Genomic DNA, 24,118 nt, shown 5'->3' with positions numbered 1-24,118 from the left:
GCAAGGAGTAACCCCCAGGTGCCTTGCAATAGTACGCAACGGGGGTGAAAGAGCACAGCCAACGCGCCTGCAACCTGAAATATGGCAGGTATTTACGGCTTACCACCACTCGTGAAAATGGTGAACCGGACCAATCCCGTGCCCCACTTCCAGCGTGTCGGCTTGCGCCAGCGCGGCAGAGAGCCAGCTTTTAGCCTGCTGCACCGTATCTGCCCAGGTGCTATGCCGTGGGCGTAACGCTGCAAGGGCGGCAGAGAGCGTGCAGCCTGTGCCATGGGTGTTTTTGGTCAGCACGCGCGGTGTACTAAAACGCCATTCGCCGTCACGGGTAAAGAGCCAGTCCGGGCTTTCCGCATCATCCAGATGCCCCCCTTTCATTAGCACTGCGCCGCACCCCATTGCCAGTAGCGCCTGCCCCTGTGCTTTCATTTCACCTTCAGTTTGCGCAGATGGCGCATTTAACAGTGCAGCGGCTTCTGGCAAGTTTGGGGTGATAAGCGCCACCTGCGGCAGCAATTTTTTACGCAGCGTCTCGACGGCAGAGGCAGAAAGAAGCGGGTCGCCGCTTTTGGCCAGCATCACCGTATCAAGAACCACGTTGTGGCTCTGATAGCGGCGCAGTTGCTCTGCAACCGCCTCCACGATGTCGGCCTCTGCCAGCATGCCGATTTTAGTGGAGTCAATACGCACATCACTGAGCACTGAATCCAGTTGCGCCGCGACAAAATCCGGCTCAATGCGGTAGACCGACTGCACGCCGCGTGTATTTTGAGCCACCAGTGCGGTTATCACCGAACACCCGTAAGCACCCAGCGCTGAGAACGTCTTCAAATCGGCCTGAATACCCGCGCCACCACTGGGATCTGTTCCGGCAATTGTCAGAGCATTAATTCTTTTCATGCCAGAGCCTCTTCACTGAGGTTCCACAAAGCATCCAGCATGGCCGGAACAAAACTGCCCGGGCCGTGGCTTGCTGCAACTGCACGCTCCCCGGCGCAAGACATAATCCGGCATGCGCCCGCCACATTGACCAGCCTGTCCCCCGGTAATGCGCAACTGGCAGCAACCACGGCAGAAAGCGCACACCCGGTGCCCACAACATATGTCATCAGTACATCGCCCCCGGGGACAGCCAGAGTGCGTTCGCCATCGGTGACATAATCCACCTCGCCTGTCACAGTAACAACAGCCCCGGTGCTACGGGCAAGGCGCATGGCTGCATCTATTGCCTGCTCTGCAGGCTGCAACGAATCCACCCCGCGCCCGCCTGTACCAGTACCTGCCAGCGCCATAATTTCTGAAGCATTGCCCCGTATAGCCGCCGGGTGTAATTCGCATGCCTGATGGGCAAAGGTGGTACGCAACTGCAACGCGCCCACCGCAACCGGGTCCAGCGCCCAGGGTTTACCCGCGTTATTGGCTGCATGAATCGCTGCCATCATGCCTGCCGCACGCGGTGTGGTGAGTGTGCCAACATTAATCAGTAAGGCATCTGCCAGCGCCGCGAATTGTGCAGCTTCCTGCTCGTCCGGCACCATCGCGGGGGACGCACGCAAAGCAAGCAAGGTATTGGCAGTAAAAGTTTGTACCACGTCATTGGTCAGGCAATGGACCAGTGGGCGGTGAGTATGGAAGTGTTGTAAAACATTGGCGGCTTGATTGCCGCACAGCAGGTCAGGTTGCATTACAGGCTCCTGTCCGGCGTGAAGAAGCGATACCGGACAGGTATCTGACTTCCCTACGCTGGCATTATCCAGATCAGGTATTACGGGTATTTCTCAGCCCATCTATGATGGGGCACCCCGAGTCATTTAGCGTAAATATCTATGCTGGTGCCAGATTAGAGGAAGAGGCTTGCTGACGCAAGCCCGCCCTCCTCGGGTATAGCTTCTTCACCTTAAAAATACAGCCGACACCTTTTTGCCCCATCCCGGACAACAAAAAAAGGGCGCTATGCCACTACGCTATGAGATTTGAGGGATGAGCCGATCACAAGTTTGACTTAGGGATGACTCATGCGCTATCCAAAACCTCAATAATAATGTGACAATAGGAGGCTAAAAAAACAACACAAGTACAGGACGTTATGAGTAACCACTTATTCCATAGAAGAACACATGTGGGTGGTAACTTCTCTGGCGGTTGAAGGCGCTAAATCTGCCAACAAACTACATTAAGGATGATTCATGGCAACTGGCTATTTTCTTCGCATCGGCGATAAAACCTCATGCGGCGGCAGCATCCTTTCAGGCTCTGTGCATCATAGCTTGGGCGATCTGCCAACAGCAAGGCATGGTGATAGTGTGTCATGCGGTAAAGATGGTAAAACATACAGCATCGCGGGTGGCATTCCCAATTACAGAATTCGTGGTGTTCCCGCTGCCGGAACATTACACAGCCATTCAACTTGTCCCTGCAATGCGAGGCTCATCACATCCCTACCTGGGGCCGAATATTGGGTAGAGGAAGAAAAAACAGTTAAAGCCGCCCCTGTTGTAGCTCCACTGGTAGCCTCTCCCCCAACTCCTGAACCTGCAAAGGTTGCAGAGCCTGAACAGCATGCACAGGTAGCTAAGAAGAAAGTAGCAACCAGGCGCGAACCTGTAGACGCCGGTTTTTGCGTACTCCCATACGGTGCTGAAACGAGAGCCTATGAGCCGTGGCTATTTGAAAATGAGCCACCAGCAGGAACACGCGAACTTTATCGGTCTTTGAACGGTGTAGATAAGGAGTACAAAGCCGGTTCTATTCTGCTTCTGGTTGATCCTGATAAGCAGGATGACAAACAAATTGCCCACATGAAAGCAGCAAAACAGCGCATTGATACAGCGCTGGAACCGCTGACACATGAGGAGGCTAACTTACTGCACAAGCATTACGCAACCATAGCTAATTTCACCAGCTATGCTGACACGGGAATTGGTCTTGCGGCTGATCCTGTTGGAAAATACTTTGATAATATTGAAAGAATTCTCAAAGAGATCCAGGAAAATTATAAAAATACGTACATGACACGAGGCGCATTAATCGGCGAACAGTTTTATGTAAGACGTAGCCAATTGTTTAAAGAGCTTGAATCCATACTCAAAGTCGGTTTCCTGAATAAGGCTATGAAATTCGGAGAGTATACCAAAATAAAAAATGCACTCGGCCTGTCCAGCAGTTCTATTACCCACAAATGGAATGAAACGGGGATCAGAGACATTGAAGGCTATGCTACCCACATCGAACGGGCAGCTAAATACGTAAAAGCAATGAAGTACACGGGTTATATGGGGATCGGCTTTAGCGCTCTTCACTCTCTTAATGAAATTCATGAGGCGTGTTCTATTGGTCGCGAAGCTGAATGTACTAAGAAAAAATATACTGAAATTGGTAGTTTTGCTTTGGGTACAGGTGGCGGTGTTCTCGCTGGTAGCGGCGCTATACCATTATGCGTCGCAATCGGTGTTGGTACTGCTGGTGTTGGCGGGCTTGTTTGTACCGTTATTGCAGGTGTTGGTTTAGGGTACGCTGGTAGCACGGTGGGGAGTGCTGTTGGGGAATTAGGTGGAGAACAGTTGTATGACGTTTTCGGCAATTAATTTTCTGATGATACATCGAGTTGAAATCGCTGGGATCTTTTTGATTCTCGGAATAATTAATTATGTTTCCTACGTGATTTATGACAAATTAGTCAAGAGAAAATTTATGACTCTCTGCTCACTATTTGTTGAAAAATTTGGTGCAAGACCAGCAGAAGTCTTAATTTATCAGAATGGGGGGGGCTTTTTCTCGTTTATGCGTGATGCATTCTTTATTAAAGCATTATACTTTAAAGAAAACTCATTCCATACGCGAGGAATGGATAATGAACAAATACGATTTATTAAATCACTTCCTAATCAGTACACCGATTGGTTACGTGTAAAAGTGCGACTTTCCATCGTCGGTATTATTTTACTGTTCATGATGCTAACAGTTTTCTATTTACCATCATTCATTTGACGGCGATAAAATAGCCAGGCTTCATGCCTGCCTATTTTATTCACTCCCAATCAATACCATCAATTACATAAAAAACTGAGGATTGCGAAACGTATGCAAATAGCGTTTAGTGATCCCTGCGATTTTCTCGTGTCAGAAAGTTTTCTGTAGATACAGAATGTTTCTCACCCACCCAACTATTGCCGAAGAGCAGACTCTATGACGAATCAAATGCAGTAACTGCAGTTGTCCGTAATCATCACGATAAGAGATACCTGGCTGAGCACTAAACGCAGCAAACACTTTGCCGACCTTAGTCATGTTTGTACCTTCCTCTTCTGAGGAAATCGGTTCTTGCCACTGGCGATCAAGGTCATCCCCCAAGTAAGTGTCAGGATAGCTGTCACCCTCTCTGAAAAAATACCTGACGGCGATGGAGTGACAATGACGCGAATTTCCCTTGAACGAAAAACCAGCATACTGGCTAAACTGATGTCATCAGGAACCAGAAGAACAAACATTTATAACCTCAGATGTACCATAACCTCAGATGCGGGTTTATCTGATAACGGCGAAAACGCCAGGCATGCCCAGCGTTGCTGGTCATACGAATATGTACAGCCAGTATTCAGGCTTTACCAACAAACCAGGGCATGTACACTAATGGTAGGCAGGAGCACTTTCTGCCTAAGGATGATGGAAACAGGTACAAAGTCATTTGATGTAGTAAAATAATCTATAAATCAGTTATAGCTCTATTATCCCCATGCGTATGGTCACTTTCTATTGTTAATTAGGAACATATCATGCTAGACCTCTGCTTAGGATACTTAAAAGAAAGGATGAACCAGTCAATAAAGAATGTTTTTGATTTATCAAATGATTTAGTAATTGTCTCACCACCCACAGACCTGGATGGTTCAAAATCACACGAAATACAAAACAAGGTCCTCATTTTCATTAGCAATATCGAAAAAGACGCATTTTCTAAAAGTTACCGGCCAGACAACAATAGCAACAGAACAACCCTCTCTTCGAGACCACTTTTTATCACGTTGACCGTGACTATCGCCGCGAACTTTAGCACGAGCCATTATTCAGATGGGTTAAAAGTGCTGTCACACTTACTGGCATTCTTCAACCGCAACAGCAATTTCACTCACCAGAACTCCCCCGATTTACCTGAAAGTATTGAACAAATTAACATGGAGCTGGAATCCATACCGGGTGAGCAATTAAACCATATGTGGGGAGTATTCGGCTCACACTACCTGCCATCATGCGTTTACCGGGTGAGAGCACTGGTGCCAGACAGTGAAGCCATTCTTTCCCAGGTGGGCAACATTCATATTTCCGATACAGATATCACCAAAAGGGATAGCTAAATGGCAGACTATCAATCCATCTTGTCCATTAAGGTACAGCATGAGTATTACAATTCATTTAAAGATGAGCTGGCACCTTTTGATATCATTGCAGATGAAAATACAGAAAATTTATTCAGGCAATACAGTATCCTGGCGAAGTCGAAACCAGGAACCATACAACTTGTAGTGGAAACAGAACTATTTAACGATTTAGCTGCTTTAACGGAAGAATTTAATCTGACATTTTATCTCGTAAGTACCGACTCCGTTGTCAGGAGCATTACCGAGATGCCGAATGCATTTGATATTGCTAATATAAATGCTGAATTTACTCAAAGCACCACTATGAAGATCAGCGTTGAGAATTGGATTAACAGCAGCCAATTACATGAAATCACACAGCATGATGGAACAACCATTTATAATAAAAACCTGATGGGGATACTTAGTATTCACATCCCCAAACAATTATTCAACTTAGATAAAAAGTCCATTATCCTGCAATTCAACACCGTTTCCACTTACTGGAAATACTATTTCTGCTCATTAAATACCAAATCCAGCATCAACATATCTGGAACATCTGGCATAGAAAGTGCGTTTACTGAACAAGACAATGAACGGATCCTGAATCAAACGGCACGGGTTTTTATTTCAGACAAAAGCATGCCATTAATGAAATCAGGTGCAGAATCATTTTCATTGTTAAGTGACAAGAAAACGATTATTAAGTCACTCCCTATTCCAGATGCAAATAATATCTCAACATTACTTGTTGACGGTAGCATGCGTTTAACTTCTCATATCTATGTGGTCTGTAACTAACATTTTTTATAACCAAAAATCATATAACACACACCAGAGAAAGCGGGTATTGAGGCAGTTCACACCATTGACACCAAATGGGCTCAACGCAGGAGCAACAACCATTTAACATAAAAATTATTATAACTAATTGTTTTTATTGATAATTCAATTACTAATTTGGTGTTATGGCTACAGAGTTATCTGCAATAGCCACCCCACAGGTAAAGTTCTGGCTGGAGCATGTAAATCTCGCCGCCAGCTAACATCCCCCCAGTAAAACCCGGCCAATATAGCCTGCCAGATAACAAAAGATGAATCTCAAGGAATATTGAAAAATACCAAAATCGTGCTTAGATTTAATTGTCAATCGGAGTTGACAGAAAACTGAGCAGACGCTATACCAAGATTGTCAATAGTAAAATAGTCTTAACTTGCCTGAATGCCTCTCTTAACAGTGTATTTCACAGTGTGTATTCCTGTGTGTTAATCGTTGGGCATGGTTGCCAATCAATTACATGAAGGTCCAAACTATGGCCGTAATGAAAACACCTGGCGTATATATTGTTGAGAAGAATGCATTTCCAAACTCCGTTGTGGAAGTTGCCACTGCGGTACCAGCATTTATTGGATATACAGAAAAGGCTGACAACGGTGGTAAATCCCTAAGTAATCAAGGATGGCGTATTACTTCGATGTCGGAATATCGCCAATATTTTGGTGGAGAACCCCAGCATACATTCGAAATAGCCGAGGTTCCCGAAAAACCTGACGCCGATACCCAGGAAGCATTTAAACAGGCAGGAAAAGCATACCAAATAACTCAGTCGAATACCCGCCATCACCTTTACTACAACATGTTACTTTTCTTTCAAAATGGTGGTGGCCCTTGTTATATCGTTTCAGTGGGTAGTTACGCCGATGATATTGATGCAGATGTATTAAAAGGCGGTATTTTACCTCTTATTAAAGAGGCTGAACCCACCATGCTGCTTATCCCTGAAGCAATCCAGTTGAAAGAAGACGACTGTATTAACGTCGAGCAAGCCATGCTGGGGCATTGTGGCGGGAAAATGAAAAACCGTGTTGCTATTTTAGATATCTGGAACGGTTACAAAGACCGCCAGCACCCTGATGGCGACTGTGTTGAAAATTTCCGTTCCAAACTTGGCATTAACTACCTCGATTATGCTTCTGCCTATTACCCCTGGCTCAATACATCAATTGTGCAAGACAGCGATGTGAGTTTTCGTAATGTCAGCAATATAGATAAACTGGTCGAACTACTGAATGCCGAAGTTGCTGCCATGTTCAGTGATTTGGATGGCCTTTCTCCGGAAGACCTCAGTACGGGAAGCAACAAATTAAGAGCAACACGCAAACAAGGCATGCTGGATGAAATAACTAAGCTGAGCGGTGCAATATCCAGCGCAGATGCCGTTCTGCTGCATAAAACTCTTTCAAACATGAGCCCGCTATACCAAACCATTATGGCGGACATTAAATTCCAGCAAAATATTCTGCCACCTTCCGCTGCCATGGCGGGTATCTATACCATGGTCGATAATTCGCGTGGAGTATGGAAGGCCCCGGCGAATGTCAGCGTGAATGCCGTCGTCTCGCCAACCGTAAATATCAGTGACGATGAACAAGAAGATTTAAATGTGACAACCCAGGGGAAATCGATAAATGCCATCAGGCCATTCATTGGCGAAGGTACATTAGTCTGGGGTGCAAGAACGCTGGATGGCAATAGCCTGGACTGGCGTTATATCAACGTCCGGCGCACGATGATCATGCTGGAAGAGTCAATTAAGCTCGCCTCAAAAGCCTATGTCTTTGAGCCCAATGTCGCCAACACCTGGGTGTCAATGGAAAGTATGCTGGGTAACTTCCTGTATGGGATCTGGAAACGTGGTGGTCTGGCCGGGGCAATTCCGGGTGATGCTTATAATGTGAGTGTCGGCCTGGGTAAGACAATGACTTCCAACGACATTTTGGAGGGTATTCTGCGGATTACCGTGCTGGTTGCGATTGTCCGGCCTGCGGAATTTATCGAAATAACCTTCCAGCAAAAAATGCAAGAATCGTAGATGTGCACCTGATGTCTGTATTTGGTTAGCATTCAATATCGGCAAATTCGGCAAATAATAACGTGGTTAGTTATTTAGGAGAGCCCCATGGCAGACGATGGTTCAGCACAATCCCAAACCGTATGGCCCATGCCCAAATTTCATTTTGAAGTGAAATGGGACGGTGGTGCCGGCGCAGGAATGGTTTCCGCATTTCAGGAAGTTTCAGGGCTTGATTCGGAAGCACAACCCATCGAATATCGCGCGGGTAATAGCCCGGTATTCTCAACCATAAAAATGCCCGGTTTGATAAAAAGCGGAAACGTCACACTTAAGAAAGGCATTTTTAAAAGTGATAATAAGTTCTACGAGTGGTATGCGAAGATCAAAATGAATACCATCGCGCGAACTGCCGTCACAATAAATTTGTTAGATGAAGGCGGCAAACCGGTAATGAGTTGGAAATTAAAAAATGCCTGGCCAACAAAAGTTACCGGTACTGACTTAAAATCCGATGGCAATGAAGTTGCGGTGGAAACCATTGAACTCGCCCATGAGGGATTAGAAATCTCCGTGTAATTTTTATAACTAAGCAGGGGCTTACTCGTCATTCAGAGGCAGGCTTATTTTCCCTAACGAGTGAATAGTGACATTATGGAACAAGCCATGGGTGAAACTCAGGGTAATGGCGAATGGCCTCTTCCTGCTTTCTACTTTAGTGTTTCTATCAGTGGGTGTGCTGGTGATACTGCTTTTCAGGAGGTTTCTGGTTTAGAATTCAGGATAGATACTGAAGAGTATTTTGAAGGTGGGAACAACCTAGTCTACCACTTACCAAAATCGATTAAAAACAGTAATCTGACATTAAAAAGAGCGGTAACTGATAAGACATCTAAGTTACTAACCTGGTGTCTGGGTATTTTAGATGATCAATTTTCCAAACCGATCCCAACGAAAAGCGTGTCGATCAATTTGCTGAATGAAAATGGCGTCACCTGTAAAAGCTGGACGGCATCAAATGCATACCCGGTAAAATTGAAGATGGAACCATTTAATTCAACAAAAAATGACATTGCAATTGAGGAAATTGAAATCTGTTTTAACCATCTGAAAAGGAACTTATAACTGTGCCATTAGAGATAAGACAGCTGGTCATCAAATCAAAAACAATAAGCGACAATAGTGAAGATGAGCATGCAGATACTGATTATCCGGATCAGGCTCCAGACCAGGGCCCGGTGGAGAAAAGTATCGTTTATCAGCTTATTGGTTCTTCTGACGAATTAAGAGAAAGGTGAGTGAATTACGTTGAGGGCATAGCGAATGGAAAGAATTATAATAAAATCAATCACATCAAAAGGAAGTGTCGCGCAGACATTCTCAGCCACGCTAAACCCTAATAGTGTTAAACATGTTTATGGTATTTCTTATACAAATACAGGGCTACAGCAACAGGGTGATATCTCGCCCAAAACGGCTTTTAAAGGATATCAAAGCGAAAAACTGGATTTCCAACTATTACTGGATGGAACCGGGGTTACGGGAAAGACAACGACCGCCACCGTACAGAAGCAACTTGCGACACTCAAGAAAGTAATTTACGCATATAATGGCGAACAGCATGAGCCCTACCCGGTAGTAATAACATGGGGATCATCGGTAAACTTTCGAGGCCGCTTAACATCTATAAATGTAGATTACTCACTTTTCGACTCCTCTGGTAATCCGTTACGTGCCACCGTAGCGCTGAGCTTTACTAAATTTTTAACTCAAAAAGAAAAACAGGCATTAAAGAAGCAATCATCGCCTGACTTGACACATATTATTGAATTTAAAGCCGGGGATACGCTCCCCATGCTGTGTTATAAAATTTATAATGACAGCAGTTATTACCTTGAGGTTGCGCGCGCCAATCACTTAATCAGTAGCAGGCAGATAGAGCCGGGCACCAAACTGTACTTTCCACCACTTGTGTAGCTATCAGGCTTATTATGGCAACGTCTCCTTCATCCAATAGTACTGGCGTAACAACCTATACCATTAAGGTTAATGGTAATGCAATTGACAGCTCCATCGGGATTATATCAATTCATATCCATTACCAAATCAATCATATTGCCTCCGCCGAGATAACTATTAGCGATGGTGATATCGCTTCACAGAAGTTTGAAATTAGCGATGCAGACACCTTTAAACCCGGCGCAACAATTTCTATTTCAGCAGGATACGCTTCTGTTGAAAATAATATTTTCGACGGGATTATTATCGGCCATGGCATCGAAATAGGCGCTGATAACAGCACATGCCTTAATATTGTGTGTAAAGACAAGGCCATTGCGATGACGATTGCCAAACATAGCCAATGTTTTCTCGCTAAATCGGACAGCAATATCATCAGCAGCCTGATTGCCAATTACTCCGGTCTGACAAGTTCTGTGGGAAGTATTACAGATACACATGCTGAACTGGTTCAGTTCAACAGCACTGACTGGGATTTTATTCTCACTCGCGCTGAGGCAAACGGCTTTGTTGTCACCAGCCAATCCAATAAAGTTACTGTCGATAAACCTTCGGTAAGTGGTTCTGCTGCGCTCGTGGTCACGTATGGAACTGATTTAATGTCATTTTCGGCAAAAGTAGACGCACGAAACCAATTGAGTTCCGTTACCGCAACCGCATGGGATTCAACCAAACAAGATATGGTTACAGGCAAAGGGCCGGTTCAGGCTATCGCAGGCCAGGGCAATTTTACCAGCCAGGATTTAGCTAACGTATTGGGCATTAGCGATTATACGTTGCAAACCGCATCAACCATCAGTTCAGACTCGCTCGCGAACTGGGCTAAGGGCCAGCAAGTGAAAGCAATGCTGAGCAAAGTACGGGGTAATGTCACTTTTCAGGGAAACGCCAGTGCCAAAATTGACAGCTTAATCGAACTTGCCGGGGTTGGAGAACGTTATAATGGAGCACATTATATTGGCGGCATTCACCACAATATTGAAAAGGGCCAGTGGATTACCACGGCAGAACTGGGGTTGTCACCCATGTGGTCTGCAGAGCACCGTGATATTGGTGCGCCTCCAGCCTCGGGGTATTTACCTCCGGTTGATGGCCTGCAAATTGGGGTGGTAACCAAATTAGATGAAGACCCTGATTCAAATTACCGTATTCAAATAAAAATACCCATATTAAATAGTGAAGCTAATTTAATTTGGGCTCGCTTAGCCACTTACTATGCTTCTTCTGGCTTCGGTAATTTTTTCATTCCTGAAGTGGGCGACGAGGTTATTGTTGGCTGTATCAATCAGGACCCGGGCAACCCGATTATTATTGGCTCGCTATACAGTAGTAAAAATAAGATGCCCGAGGAGCTTACAGCTGAAAACTATATCAAGAGCATCGTAACCAAAAGCAAGCTGAAAGTTATATTTGATGATGAAAATATAGTTATGACGCTACAAACACCAAATGGCAATTCCATCGTATTAAGCGATAAAGCTAAGTCAATCACGCTTACGGACCAGAACAGTAACTCGATAAGCTTAGGTGAAGGTGGTATCAGTATCACCAGTAGTAAGGATATCACTATTTCAGCCAAGAATTCTGTCAGCATTGAATCCACCAGTGACACGACTATCAAGGCCACTGGCGACGCAAAAATATCAGGCCTGAATGTTTCAGCACAGGCCAATACCGGATTAACTTTAAAAGGGAATGCAACGGCTGAGCTGTCCTGCTCGGGGATAACAACCATTAAAGGTGCACTGGTTAAAATTAATTAACTGTCTCTTATCGGAGTTCACTTATGCCTTTTGCAGCGAGAATTACCGACTTACAAATCTGCCCCATGGCAACCCCCGGGCTTCCTCCAGTGCCTCATGTTGGAGGCCCCATTATTGGCCCCGGAGTGCCAACAGTATTAATTGCCAACCTTCCGGCGGCAGTGCTGGGTGATAACTGCACCTGCGTGGGGCCACCATCTACCATTATTAAAGGTTCAGCCACCGTAATGATTGGCGGTAAACCTGCTGCACGCATGGGAGACACAACAGACCATGGGGGAACCATCACGTTAGGGTGCCCCACTGTCATTATTGGCGGTTAATCCCTCCAAAAGGATGCATGTAATTTATGGCAAACGACAATGCGTTTTTAGGGACTGGCTGGGCATTTCCACCCAGATTCGATGGCCCGAATCATGACGTGGTCATGAGCTCTGATATTGAGGATATTGAACAGAGCTTAACAATTTTACTCTCCACAACTCCCGGAGAGCGGCCGATGGTGCCCGATTTTGGCTGCCGAATTAACCAGTTTGTATTTGAAGAGCTCACGCAGACGGTCCTGACCCAGATGGAGTCTGAAATTCGTCTGGCAATTTTATTTTTCGAATCACGTATCAATGTAGAAGACATCTATATTTTACCAGAACAGATTTCGGGAAAATTACTCATTCAAATAGATTTCAGTGTTATCACCACCAATACGCGCAGCAACATGGTTTATCCATTCTATTTAAACGAAGGCACGTTGATATCATCTCAATTACTGCCGCTACCTGATGAATGGGATAAAGCATAATGACATCCCGACAGCAACGGCTGGATGATGCGATTAATTCATCTATCGTTAAACCACACGAGCTCAGTTTTGAACAGTTAATTTCCTGGGCGCAACAATTTGCTCAGCAGTTACCCTTTCGGAACTTGCAGGACCAGATTGAGGGTGACTGGGGAAGCTTATTTCAAAAAAATGAAATTGTAGTGTGTGCAGCGATATCAACCAGCAGTACCCGGCAGATTCAGGCGCAGTTTAAAGAAGCTATGGGCCAGAGTGAAGTCGTTACCGCTGAATTTTTGTTTCTCCTGCTAAAACGGCTACAGGCATGGTATCAGCACCTGCCTTCAACCCCAGAGACAGCTTACCAGTTCAGGTACTATTTACTGCATGAATATCAATATCACCTTTCATTGCCACTCAGCCTGATGATTAGCCGGTTGCCAGAGCAATTCAGGCACAATGTGCAGGAGCTCGATGAGCTATGGAAGCTTGACCAACAAAAGTTAGCCACCGCATCGCGCGCATTACAACACGATAGTTTTATTGACCACATGCGGCATTGTTTTGCAAAAATAGTCTATGTCATTAAACAAATAAAAAAGCACAGCCAGAAGGTATTACAAACCGCATTAATGCATCAAGAGAATGACCCACAACAGGCACTCTACTTTTCTTTCCTGAAACTATTTAAACTGGCTCAGCAAAAACTCAATACTTTTACTGAAAGGCATCTTCAGTTCTATTACCAACGTGTTCTGCAACAAGAAAAAAAACCTGCAGAAGATAACTCCATATATCTAAAGCTGTCATTAAACAACCAAACTAAAAATACGATTAAGTTTGATCGCGGTGCCGAATTCAGCCCTGGTGATGCACCGGACTTTAGCCCAATCATTTATCGCAGTAGCTACCCAATTGAGATTACCAATGCAGAAGTATCGCATATTTTCAACCTCACATTACAGCGTGACCCACTGGTTTCGCCAGAGAAAGAAACTGGTTTAGTATGCGGAGTCAGTGGGCAAAAGCTGCAGATAACGGCTAATGCAACAGGTGAAAACTTCCCTGGAGAGCAACTTTTTAATATTTTTAACAATAAACACAAACAAGAGAACAGTACCCAGCTGATGGGGCTTATTATCACTGACCCAATATTATCAATGCAACAAGGGAACCGAACTATTAATATCGTAGTTCATCTCAAAGAGGTGCGTTCAAACATTGTTGCTCAAGAATTACTGGCAGTTAGTGATAACGTTACTGGAGCATTAACGAGAGCATTTAGTCTGTTACTCACCGTACATGCCCATTTATTCGAAGACTGGGCAACCCGGGTAAACGCCAGTGACCTGGCAAAACAGGTTTCAGCAGAACAACTCAATGAATTGCAAAAATTAAAACCACCGCAACGAATTTGGCTGGCGTATAAATTATTTTACTTACAATTAGTGCAATTTATTTGCTCAACTCCTGATAAAGGCGAGCAATATGGCTTAGCTAAAATTGATTTCCTGTTTCGTGTTATTGGTCAGATAACCAGCCGGCGCTGCCTTTACAATGTTCGCTGGTTAACTGAAGCTGATATCAACGGGATCCTCACTGCTATAGAGCCGCAGTTTACCGAAGATCCCACTGCTTATACTACGATAAAAGAGCTGCTCAGTTACTCCACCATTGCCGCTTTTTATCAACTCTTTCAGGGTGTTTTTCAGATTGAAGTTACCACCGAAAATGGTTGGAAAATGCTCACTGACGTTGAGATTCACCCTTGTGAATCACATGAATGCAAAATCGGGCTAAAGATAAAATGCAATATTGATACTGGCTTCACGCCCATCATTCCTGTGGATGCCCACCTGCCACACAGTGCATCGCTCAAAATAACACTAAAACGGCAAAGTAATTGTTTCCCCTACGCGATATTCCGTGATTTTGAGTTATCAAAACTCGCGATGACAACTCAAGTGAAAGGCGTCACGCAGATGCAACTGTTTAACCCAGAGGGGCAAGTGGACTCCGCTCAGCCCTTTTTCTTGTTTGGGTCACTCCCGTATATTGATGCTTATGCGGTCATTGCTAATGAGGAGATTGCCAGAAAAACTGTCAACCAATTATCTTTGCACCTTAACTGGGGAGACCTGCCGCGCGGTTCAGATGGCTTTCAGCAGTACTATGCTCAGTACCCTTACCACTACACCAATGCAAGTTTCCAGGTAACCCCGGAAGTGCTCAAAAATGGGCAATGGACTGAGTTCGGCCCCACTCAACTGCCATTATTTACCCCCGTGAGTGGTGTGCTTCAACATGGCAGAGTGTTTCGGTTTACTAACATGGATAACTGTTACACACCCGTTACCCATAGCTGGCCAAAAACACCCTATAGTAATCAGTCTGGCTTACGTAACGGGCTATTTAAATTAAGGCTGACTGGCCCAGAACCCGCATTTGGCCATAAAGATTATGCCCCTTTATTGAGTGACACGCTGACTTACAATGTCACAAAGAAACGTAAAAAATTAATACCCAACCCACCTTACACTCCATTAGTCACCCATATATCTGTCGACTATTCGGCAGAGTCAACAATTGACTTAATCAGTGCCAGCGACGATAACTCAATGCAAAGTAAAGTTGTCCACTTGCATCCTTTTGGCGAAAGGGTCATTTACCCACGAGCACAAACTCGCCAGCTCATGTGGCCACGATTCTTTCCCAATTATCAGGAAGACAGCCATTGTTTTATTGGCATCACCGCTACAGAACTGTCTGGTTATTTAAATCTGTTCTTTGTATTTGACGGAAGCTCAAAACTACTGATGCCTTTTCCGTCAACTGCCTATATTTGGTATTACCTGGTTGATAATGAATGGCATGCATTTAACCCCAACCAGATTATTCACGATACTACTCTCAATTTTCTTACTACAGGTATTGTTACCTTAGATATCCCGGGCGAAATTAACACCGAGCACACCGTGATGCCATCGGGCCTGTTTTGGTTACGTGTGAGTACTAATAAAGGGGTTGACCATTACCCTGACTGCCTGCATGTTGCAACGCATGTGGTGACCGTGACAGGCAAAGGCGCGCCGCTGTCTGCCGACGGTGCCACTGTCTTACCTTTTTCTGCATGGCGTAGCACACCACGCAAGGCCAATTTGGCAACCATTGCCCAATTGAATGCGCTGACAAAAATTCCCGAAACAGAAAGTGACTACGCATTTCAGGTACGCGTAAGTGAAAGTTTGCGTCACAAAGGGAAAGCCTTAACGCCATGGGATTACGAACATCTGGTTCTGGAAAACTTCCCGGAAGTAGGTTCCGTACACTGTTTTCCCACCCGGACTTTTTCTTCCCAGGACCCGGTACCCGGGCACGTACTCGTCATCGTCACCCCTTTACACACCACGTGCGACCACTCGCCTTGTATACCAAAGCAGCTGGATTCTTCTTACCTTCTCAATATCCGGCGTTTCCTGCTCGCCATCTCGCGCCCGCAAGTACAAATAGAAGTACGTAATCCTGGTTACGAAAAAATCCAGATTAGATGCAAAGTCGCCTTAAAAGACGGTGTGAATCATGGCCCCGTATTGCGGCAACTGGAATATGCCATAAAAACGCAATTATGCCCCTGGGAACCGAATACGCTTAATACTGGTTTAGGATTCAGCTTATCGCTTGAAAAACTGAGTGCTTTTATTCGCAGGCAAGAAGATGTTGTTGAAGTTAGCGCATTATCGGCGCTGAAGATCAGTGTGGATGACGACGCTGACTATACGTTGCTGGACAGTGCGGTAAATAGCCACCCCATCAGCGCGGCTTATCCCTGGTATTTACTGATTCCCGTGGAGCATCACTTCATTCAAATTTCCCCCGATAACCTTATTCACGACCCCGTGGCCGTTGGCATTGGGGAGTTGGTAATCGGCGAGCAGTTTATTGTCAGTACATCAACGGCTGCGAATCAAAAAGGGACGAAAAAATAATGTCAAAACGTAATCGAAGTACGCTTAAGAACTATTTTCGTCATGGGACAATGCCGTCAGCGGAGCATTTTTCTGATCTGATTGATTCCTGTGTTAACCAAATTGATGAAGGGTTTATCAAGCCCCCTGAAACGGGGCTTCAGCTCAGAGCATTAGACCAGGAACATCTGCTGAGCTTCTATCAGCAAAATAGCCCTGACACACCGCTATGGCATGTTGGGTTTGCCCCTCAGGATATTAATCTGCAAATTTTCGCCAACCCACAGGCAGATATCACGGACGATAACCCGGACAATACTGCGCCTGTGCAGGCTATCAACCTGGCTTTAACACCCAAAGGCAATGTGGGAGTCAATACAGCCACGCCGAAACAAACGCTCGATGTCAATGGCACAGTGGCCTCTCAAGGCCGGATGGGCGCCACGTTTATTGAAACCCCCGTGCCTGCCGATGGCGAATGGCACGATATTACTCCTGAGCTGGAGGGGTGCCATATGTTAGAAGTGGTGGCGGGCATTGGTATCCGCCACAGTGGGCGTTATGCCCTGGCTCATGCTGTCGCCATTAATACCTGTGCGCCTAACAAGCACTGGTGGCAATTTCGGGATAAAAACCCCATTCATATGACTCAGGCTTACTTTCAGTCTTCTGCAGATAAGATTCAACTGCGCTGGCGGCAAAAGAACCATAAAGGCACTGTGCGCCCCTATTTTTTACAAATCCGCACCAATACCTCTTTTGGTGAGAACCAAATTATCCAGTACCACATTACGCACTTATGGAATGACCCATTTATGCAGCACTGCCAACAAACGGCTGTGGAGGAATAATCTGACGCATGTCTAAGACTATTTCGAAAAAACGCCATGGTGATAACACGAATAGTTTTGAACATCTGTATCAACTTGGCCTAACGTATATTCAGCAGCTGAGTGGTCATATTTGGACTGACTACAATACGCATGATCCAGGTATGACTATCCTGGAGCAGGTCTGCTATACCCTGACGGACCTGATTTACCGATGCGAATTTGATGTCGCGGACTACCTGAGCGACACATCCGGAAATATTGATTACCCGACGCATGGGTTAGCGTTAGCGCAAGACATCATTCCGGCCTGCCCGCAGCAGCCTGATGAGTATGAAGCATGGTTATTAACCCGGCTTCCCGAACTCGACAAAGTGTGGTTTCGCTGGTGTGAAAACGCCCCGGGGCTGGGTATTTACACGATTAACGCCCAACTTAACCACTTTTACGCGTTAAGTCAGTTCCGTTCAGATTCCGGCAGCCATTCGGTTTACACCCAGCAGCATGCCGCCATCAGCCATATTCGCCGGGAGTTCTACCGTGTTCGCGCGCCGGGTGAAGACCTTGCCGATATTGAGTTAACCGGGCAGCGCCCCCTGGCACTCACTGCGACCATTCATATTAGTGACGATGTTACCGATGTCACCTGGCTTACTGCCAACCTCTACCACCGCATCAGCCTGTGGCTGGAATCGACTGCCCAGAACACACCCGTATATGTAATTAAAGAAGCGCTTCTCGCTGAAGATGGTATTCAACAAATCGGGCAACTGCAATTTACCCAATACAATGATAATACGGGCCGGGGTGCGCCTGTTCCTGTTGATAATATTGCACCCTTTTCTTATTTGAAACTGCCGGAATCTTCGGCCGATTCTGGCATTGAAATAATCCAGTTTCAGCACCCGGTTGACATCGATTACGCTGATCTGGCTATTCAAATCGAGCAGATCCAATACCTGCGGCGAGCAGAACGGCTCAACACCACCAACGCGCCCACTTTGCCGGAGGGCCGCTATTTTGATTTCAGCCGTTATGAATCAGTCCAAACCCTCTTCCCCAGAAACTACCACCTGGCACCGGGGATACCGAATCATTACAACGCGCAACAACAAGCTCAACGCCATCAGTTACGCAGTTTTTTACTGCTGTTTGACCAACTCATGGCCAATTTTTGTGACGACATAGCGGGATTAAACACACTGTTTTCTTTGTCATTAGACTCAGAAGCAACCTACCACACGCATCTGTTACAAGATGATGAATTTCATAATATTGACCAGCATTATCCGCCAAATGCCAGTGCCAGGCTTGAACGCCTGCGCGCAAAATTTGATGATTACCCGGAAAGAAAAAACCGCATTTTTAATTATTTTCTTGCTCTTTATAGTGAGCGTTTTCCGGATTTTTTACACCGCCAGTTTAACCCTTATTTTTCTGCCGAAGCGGTGGAAAAACAGCTGCTGAAATATAAACAAGCTTTTATCCGGAATATAACCACGATGACTAATGGCCGGGGCCTTGGTGATAATTTGCTCCAGCCTGAACACCAGGGGGGTTACAGCCAACGCCTTTCATTACTCCTTGGGCTGTTTCCCCACACGCTTTCACCCCTGGGTTACACCCATGCCATTACTCAGCATGCACTGAATCTGGTACCCAATGAACCCTGGATCCAGAGCGATATTGGCAAAAAAGTCATGCCATTGCTCACCCCCGAAATACTGGCAAACCTGCAACCTGTAGCGGATAACCACACAGAAGAAGGTGTGGATGAGGAGCAGGCCCGGAAAATTAAGTTAGCCATGACCCTGTTCAGTGCGCAGACACTGCCCGAAGTATTGCTGCAATTGGGTATTGATAACCGCAGGTACCGCCTGCTTCACCGCGAAGAGCACGACGATTACCAACTGTTTTTTAATGCCAACAGTGAAGAACCGCGCCAGTGGTTATATATTGCCAGCCATAATAACAAACAACAGCTCACTCAGTTTTGCCACCAACTACAACGCTGGCTGATTCAGTTAAACCAAAACAGTGAAGGGCTGTATGTTGTCGAACCTATTTTGCTGCGTACACAGGAAAATAACGCGTCATGGAGCGATTATGCCAACCGGATAACAATTGTATTTCCCGGTTACACCGCTCGCTTTACTAACCCGAAGTTTCGGGAACAGGTTGGGCAATTAGTTATTGAAAATACCCCGGCACACCTGCTGGTTCAATGCCAGTGGCTTGATTTCTCTGCTTTTAGCCAATTTGAAACCCTGTATACCAAATGGCGGCAAGCTAAATCCAATGCATTGCAACGCCGGGACAACCAGCCAGAATGTGATGCCATTGCTACACAGTTATACCCGCTGATTCAACCCCCTCAAGCTGCAACAAATGAGGCGTTGAAAACATGAACCAATTACACAAGATTAACCAGGCCAGTATCGAATTCGACTTCACTGAATTTTCTGATGCGGAGACTTTTGAGTTGCGCGCCGCTCAGTGGGTCACTCAACAATTACTTCCAGTAATGGAAACTACCTTCGACGATATGTGCCCTGAGCACCAAACCCTGGTTATCGACACATTAACGCTCGACCTCGGTGAATTTAACTCAACAACGTTTTACACACAGGCGCCAGAAAAACTCAAATATGTGCTGCAAGAAAAGCTGCGTGATCTGTTGCAAACAGCCACACAGCTTCACTCCGGGCCATGGGTCACTGGTGCCAACGCCGTAAATGAACAGGCTCACCGTGAGCCCAATAAGATGGTGGTGTTAAGCCAGCAGCAACAGCGCTGGAGTGTACTCTGGCAGTTTCTCACCACAGGCATTCTGCCGTGGACAGCTCAGGGTGAACAGCCGCAGGAGTATCCTGGTTTAGCTAATGAATTGACGGGCCATATCGCACAATTAATTCATGCACTCAATAATACGCCCCAGCCTGAACAGATATTACGCCGGGTGGTACTGCAATTTTCCGACGCCTGCATTGCAGCCTTATTTGCGTCGTTAACCACTGCGTATCAGTGGGAAGTAATGACGCTTTTATTAACACACCCCAAAAGCCAGTCAGGTGAATTACACACTCGCCTGGCGCAGGCCTGGTACGCTCAATTTATCCGGTTATTAGCGCAGCACAATTTAGCGCCTCTTCGCCCCCACTGGGCAAACATTATTCGCCAGTTTGCCCCACAACTGATTAACGCCCTCTGGCAACGCCACACAGACAGCCAACTGCCCGGCAACCTGGTGCGCGATATGAATGAAACCGAGCGCCTGCTGCTGCTTAGTGTGCTGACACCGCAAGAATACCCATTTCTGGCCGCAATATTGCGAACGCCTGATTTGTGGAAGCAAACAAACCAGCCCGCAGGCAGGCAGGCACTGCCCACGGTAACGCAGGCAACAGACTCAGATGAGCCCATTGCCACATTACCCCCATCACAAATTCACCAGCAGGTGTGGCTTTTTACGCTGCACTACCTGCTGGTTGACCGTGGCAGTGCATTCAATCGCCAAAGCTATATGTCCGGGCTGATTATTCATATGGCAAACAGACAAAATCAAACTGCAGACACCCTGCTGGCGTCGTTGATTGCTGCAATAAACAACACCACCACAGGCAGCACACTGCAAGGGCAACTACTGGATTTACTCCTGACCATTCAGCCGACGATTACTTCCCAAAGCATGTTAAAAACGCCGGAACCCGCCGAAGCGGTTTTGCCCATTGCCGGGATTAATGAGACCGCCACTGAGCACGCAAACCCGCCAATACCCGCTGACCAGTTGCGCCATATAAACGAACTGGTGGTTGCTCTTTGTTCAGGTACTGAAAACCAACTTATGCAATTTTGGCCAGGCAATTCGCAGGCATTTGCGGCCTTACTACGCTGGTGCGGCCAACTTGATAATGTACGCCGCCACTGGTCTGAAACGTACACGGATAAAACCTTACTGGCGTTAGTGGACGTGCTGGATCCCCTTGCCACTCTGGCGATACGCATTCTGGTCGTGGAAAAACGCCTGTTGGCGGTAAGTAAACCAACCGCCGCACCAGAGCGTGCTGCAGCTGTTCGTTTATGGCGCTATACCTTCGCGTTTCTTATTGTGGAAAAAGGTGGTGCGTTTAACCACAAGAGTTATCTCCAGTACGTAATACAGCGGATGGCAGCCCGGCTGAATGTTTCTTATACCAGCCTGTTAGATGCAATGCTGGCAAACACAGCCACTGCCGGTGATTTCTTTCTGCCGGGTACCACAATGCGCAGCGCCCTGGAAGAGCTTGCTGTGGCAGCGCACCCGCAAACAACAGATAACAGTGGCGAGTATTCCCTTCCCCTGCTTTCTCAGCCGTACGCATCAGTGTGGCCAGGTGCACTCTCTGTTACACAGCTGGCTGAAATTGAAGACATCATCGCTACGCTGCAACAAAGCGGGCAACCCTTGTCGGGTAGCCATATTGACCAGTGGCGGCATGATTATGGCCAGCACCTGCCGCAGATTATTCGCCAGCAAGGGCGCTCCCTGCCATTGTTGAAACACTGGGTCACTCATTTTGCTGATTCAGCCTTATTCACCATTACCGCCCTCCTCAACCCTCGTGCCTCCGGGGCAGTGCGCAGGCTTATTGATGAGAGCCAAACAATAGGCACTGCCATTCATCTGGCGTCAGGCCAGGCTGGCTCAACCAATGCCCGCAACGCACTATGGGAGTTAACGCTACATTATTTAATTAGCCGCCGCGGCAGTGAGTTTAATCAGTACCAATTTTTACTCAGCATCACTGAGCAGCTTGCAACCCGTTACCAAATTAATGCTGAGGTATTAATTCAACAATGGCTGCACCTGAGTGGTAGTGGTTTCTTGTGGCGCCAACAGTTGATTGCGCTTACCACTCATCACAATCCCCCTTCTGCAACTGCTCCCCAGTTGCTTGGTGAGATTCAGGCTGCCACTCAAACGGTATTAAGTGAGCAACAAAAAACCCTGTTACAACACTATGCCGCCATTAACGCCACTGGGCTGGCAACACAATTGCAAACCTGGAATACAGCACAGCTGGCGCGCATGGTAAGCCTCATGCAACCCCAGTTAAGTGAGCGTGTCATTGTTCTGCTGCCTTTGCTGCTGTCCATCGTTCATGAATTTAAACTGGCCCCCCAGTGGTTTTATCAACTGCTGTTGAGTACCGACTGCCCCACAACACCAGAGCAATGGTTGCAACGGTTATGGCACCAGATAAACAAATACAAGACATCACAAGACCTGGCGCATTATCACCACCTGGTACAGTGCGTGCTCAGCAGCAATGACATTCATCATGGCCTGGTTGAACGCCGGCGCTGGTTATACAGCATTGCTCCCGAAGAAGACATTCTGGATAAGCTACAACAGTGGCTGGATGGTAAAGCGGCAGTTCCTGAACAGGCTTTGCTGGCCTGCCTGGCGTCTTCTGCTGCACGGCAGCAGCCTTTAATACCCTGGTTACAGCGCATGCTTACCAACCCGCGTGCGCTTCAACGCTGGCTTGATGCGTTGGCACCTGAAACACACCAGGCGCTGTTGTTACCCACGGTAACCAGTACCACGCTCTCATTACTGGCGCTACGCCATGCATTTGGCCAACTTTTTGAATCCCCAAAACAGGGAGAACGGCTGTTCTGGCAAACGCTTTATCGCCAGTTGTGGTTTAAAGGTGTTGCACTGTCCGGCAGCGCATTAATGAACCACTTACTCAGCGAGTTAAACCAATTATGGCTCGCTCATACCGCACTGGGGAAAGCATCACCGGGCCCCAAAGTTGCTGTTCTGGTTGAGCGTTTATTGCCGTTGGTATCGTCTGCATCTTTACAAAAGGCATTAACGAAAATTGCACACCAGAGTGAGCCGCGCCAACCAGAAACACGCCCTTTTCTGGCACAATTAAATCACCAGCAACCTGAGATAAAACAGCTGGTTGATTCTCTGGAAATACCCGGCAACGAGGTGAAGGAAGTAAGCCCGGGCCTTCCCTGGAAAAAACCGCAGGAAGACGCTCAGGCGAGCCAGGAGCCGGTTACCATACACAATGCGGGGTTAGTGATTGCATCGACCTGGATCCCGATTTTATTTCAGCGCTTAGCGCTTACTGACGGGAATAAATTTGTTGATATTCAGGCCCAATATCAGGGGCTGTTCTGCCTGCAATGGATGGCAAACCATACCAACAGCGCGCCTGAATACCAGTTACTGCTGAATAAAGTTTTGTGTGGTATTGCGCCTTCCTGGCCTGTACCGCAACAAGTCCCTTTACCGGATGGGGCTGAAACCGTTATCGACGGCTTGCTCACCGCCATCATTGCCCACTGGAAAGCTTTAGGAAACACCTCGATAAGTGGGTTGCAATCCACCTTTATTCAACGTGAAGGCCTGCTCACTTTCACCCCCAAACACTGGCAACTGAATATCATCCCAGGCACGTTCGACATGCTGCTCGACCACCTGCCCTGGCGTTTTCAGACCATTAAATACCCCTGGATGAACAAACCTGTGTTTGTTTCATGGCGTTAAGGAC

General features: G+C 46.6%; 18 protein-coding genes and 1 riboswitch. Of the genes, 16 read left to right on the top strand and 2 right to left on the bottom strand.

The window, feature by feature from the left end:
* Window positions 1-99: 99 nt before the first annotated feature.
* Window positions 100-900 (bottom strand): bifunctional hydroxymethylpyrimidine kinase/phosphomethylpyrimidine kinase, encoded by an 801-nt coding sequence (gene thiD / locus DT73_RS21485; protein WP_036114953.1) that lies wholly within the window; start codon window positions 898-900, stop codon window positions 100-102.
* On the bottom strand, window positions 897-1,685 hold the full coding sequence (gene thiM, locus DT73_RS21480) for a hydroxyethylthiazole kinase (protein ID WP_036114950.1): 789 nt from the start codon (window positions 1,683-1,685) through the stop codon (window positions 897-899). Before thiM ends, thiD begins: the two co-directional genes overlap by 4 nt.
* 33 nt (window positions 1,686-1,718) lie before the next feature.
* A riboswitch (TPP riboswitch) is annotated at window positions 1,719-1,815 on the bottom strand.
* 371 nt (window positions 1,816-2,186) lie between these two features.
* Between thiM and DT73_RS21475 the strand changes: the two genes are divergently transcribed.
* The 16 genes from DT73_RS21475 to DT73_RS21400 all read left to right on the top strand — a co-directional run bounded on the left by DT73_RS21475 (window position 2,187) and on the right by DT73_RS21400 (window position 24,114).
* Window positions 2,187-3,584, top strand: a complete 1,398-nt coding sequence (locus DT73_RS21475; RefSeq protein ID WP_036114947.1) for a PAAR domain-containing protein — start codon at window positions 2,187-2,189, stop codon at window positions 3,582-3,584.
* On the top strand, window positions 3,565-3,987 hold the full coding sequence (locus tag DT73_RS21470; RefSeq protein WP_036114944.1) for a hypothetical protein: 423 nt from the start codon (window positions 3,565-3,567) through the stop codon (window positions 3,985-3,987). The genes DT73_RS21475 and DT73_RS21470 overlap by 20 nt, the downstream gene beginning before the upstream one ends.
* Window positions 3,988-4,772: 785 nt before the next feature.
* The gene (locus tag DT73_RS21460) at window positions 4,773-5,351 is read left to right on the top strand and encodes a DUF4255 domain-containing protein (protein ID WP_036114937.1); all 579 of its coding nucleotides are present in this window, start codon (window positions 4,773-4,775) and stop codon (window positions 5,349-5,351) included.
* Window positions 5,352-6,158, top strand: a complete 807-nt coding sequence (locus DT73_RS21455; RefSeq protein ID WP_036114933.1) for a hypothetical protein — start codon at window positions 5,352-5,354, stop codon at window positions 6,156-6,158. It abuts the gene before it with no gap.
* Between the two features lie 512 nt (window positions 6,159-6,670).
* Entirely contained in the window at window positions 6,671-8,230 is a 1,560-nt protein-coding gene (locus DT73_RS21450) for a phage tail sheath C-terminal domain-containing protein (protein ID WP_036114931.1), read from the top strand.
* Window positions 8,231-8,317: 87 nt separating this feature from the next.
* On the top strand, window positions 8,318-8,788 hold the full coding sequence (locus tag DT73_RS21445) for a phage tail protein (protein ID WP_036114928.1): 471 nt from the start codon (window positions 8,318-8,320) through the stop codon (window positions 8,786-8,788).
* A gap of 87 nt (window positions 8,789-8,875) precedes the next feature.
* Complete coding sequence (locus tag DT73_RS21440) at window positions 8,876-9,334, top strand: phage tail protein (protein WP_036114925.1); 459 nt, start codon at window positions 8,876-8,878, stop codon at window positions 9,332-9,334.
* A 2-nt stretch (window positions 9,335-9,336) separates the two neighbouring features.
* A complete protein-coding gene (locus DT73_RS26520; RefSeq protein WP_160173988.1) occupies window positions 9,337-9,507 on the top strand; it encodes a hypothetical protein in 171 nt (56 codons plus the stop codon).
* Window positions 9,508-9,532: 25 nt separating this feature from the next.
* The gene (locus DT73_RS21435; RefSeq protein ID WP_036114922.1) at window positions 9,533-10,186 is read left to right on the top strand and encodes a hypothetical protein; all 654 of its coding nucleotides are present in this window, start codon (window positions 9,533-9,535) and stop codon (window positions 10,184-10,186) included.
* A 14-nt stretch (window positions 10,187-10,200) separates the two neighbouring features.
* A complete protein-coding gene (gene vgrG, locus DT73_RS21430) occupies window positions 10,201-11,991 on the top strand; it encodes a type VI secretion system tip protein VgrG (RefSeq protein ID WP_036114919.1) in 1,791 nt (596 codons plus the stop codon).
* Between the two features lie 23 nt (window positions 11,992-12,014).
* On the top strand, window positions 12,015-12,314 hold the full coding sequence (locus tag DT73_RS21425; RefSeq protein ID WP_036114916.1) for a PAAR domain-containing protein: 300 nt from the start codon (window positions 12,015-12,017) through the stop codon (window positions 12,312-12,314).
* Between the two features lie 26 nt (window positions 12,315-12,340).
* Window positions 12,341-12,790, top strand: coding sequence for a GPW/gp25 family protein (locus tag DT73_RS21420; RefSeq protein WP_036114914.1), 450 nt, complete (start codon window positions 12,341-12,343; stop codon window positions 12,788-12,790).
* Window positions 12,790-16,755 (top strand): hypothetical protein, encoded by a 3,966-nt coding sequence (locus tag DT73_RS21415; RefSeq protein WP_036114911.1) that lies wholly within the window; start codon window positions 12,790-12,792, stop codon window positions 16,753-16,755. Before DT73_RS21420 ends, DT73_RS21415 begins: the two co-directional genes overlap by 1 nt.
* Complete coding sequence (locus DT73_RS21410; RefSeq protein ID WP_036114906.1) at window positions 16,755-17,585, top strand: hypothetical protein; 831 nt, start codon at window positions 16,755-16,757, stop codon at window positions 17,583-17,585. Before DT73_RS21415 ends, DT73_RS21410 begins: the two co-directional genes overlap by 1 nt.
* An 8-nt stretch (window positions 17,586-17,593) precedes the next feature.
* Window positions 17,594-19,972: a hypothetical protein gene (locus DT73_RS21405; protein WP_036114904.1), complete on the top strand. Its 2,379-nt coding sequence runs from the start codon at window positions 17,594-17,596 to the stop codon at window positions 19,970-19,972.
* Window positions 19,969-24,114: a contractile injection system tape measure protein gene (locus tag DT73_RS21400; protein ID WP_036114902.1), complete on the top strand. Its 4,146-nt coding sequence runs from the start codon at window positions 19,969-19,971 to the stop codon at window positions 24,112-24,114. Before DT73_RS21405 ends, DT73_RS21400 begins: the two co-directional genes overlap by 4 nt.
* The last annotated feature ends 4 nt before the right edge of the window (window positions 24,115-24,118 follow it).

Source organism: Mangrovibacter sp. MFB070, assembly GCF_000705335.1.
Classification (GTDB): Bacteria; Pseudomonadota; Gammaproteobacteria; order Enterobacterales; family Enterobacteriaceae; genus Mangrovibacter; species Mangrovibacter plantisponsor.
This window is presented reverse-complemented; position numbering and strand designations above follow the sequence as displayed.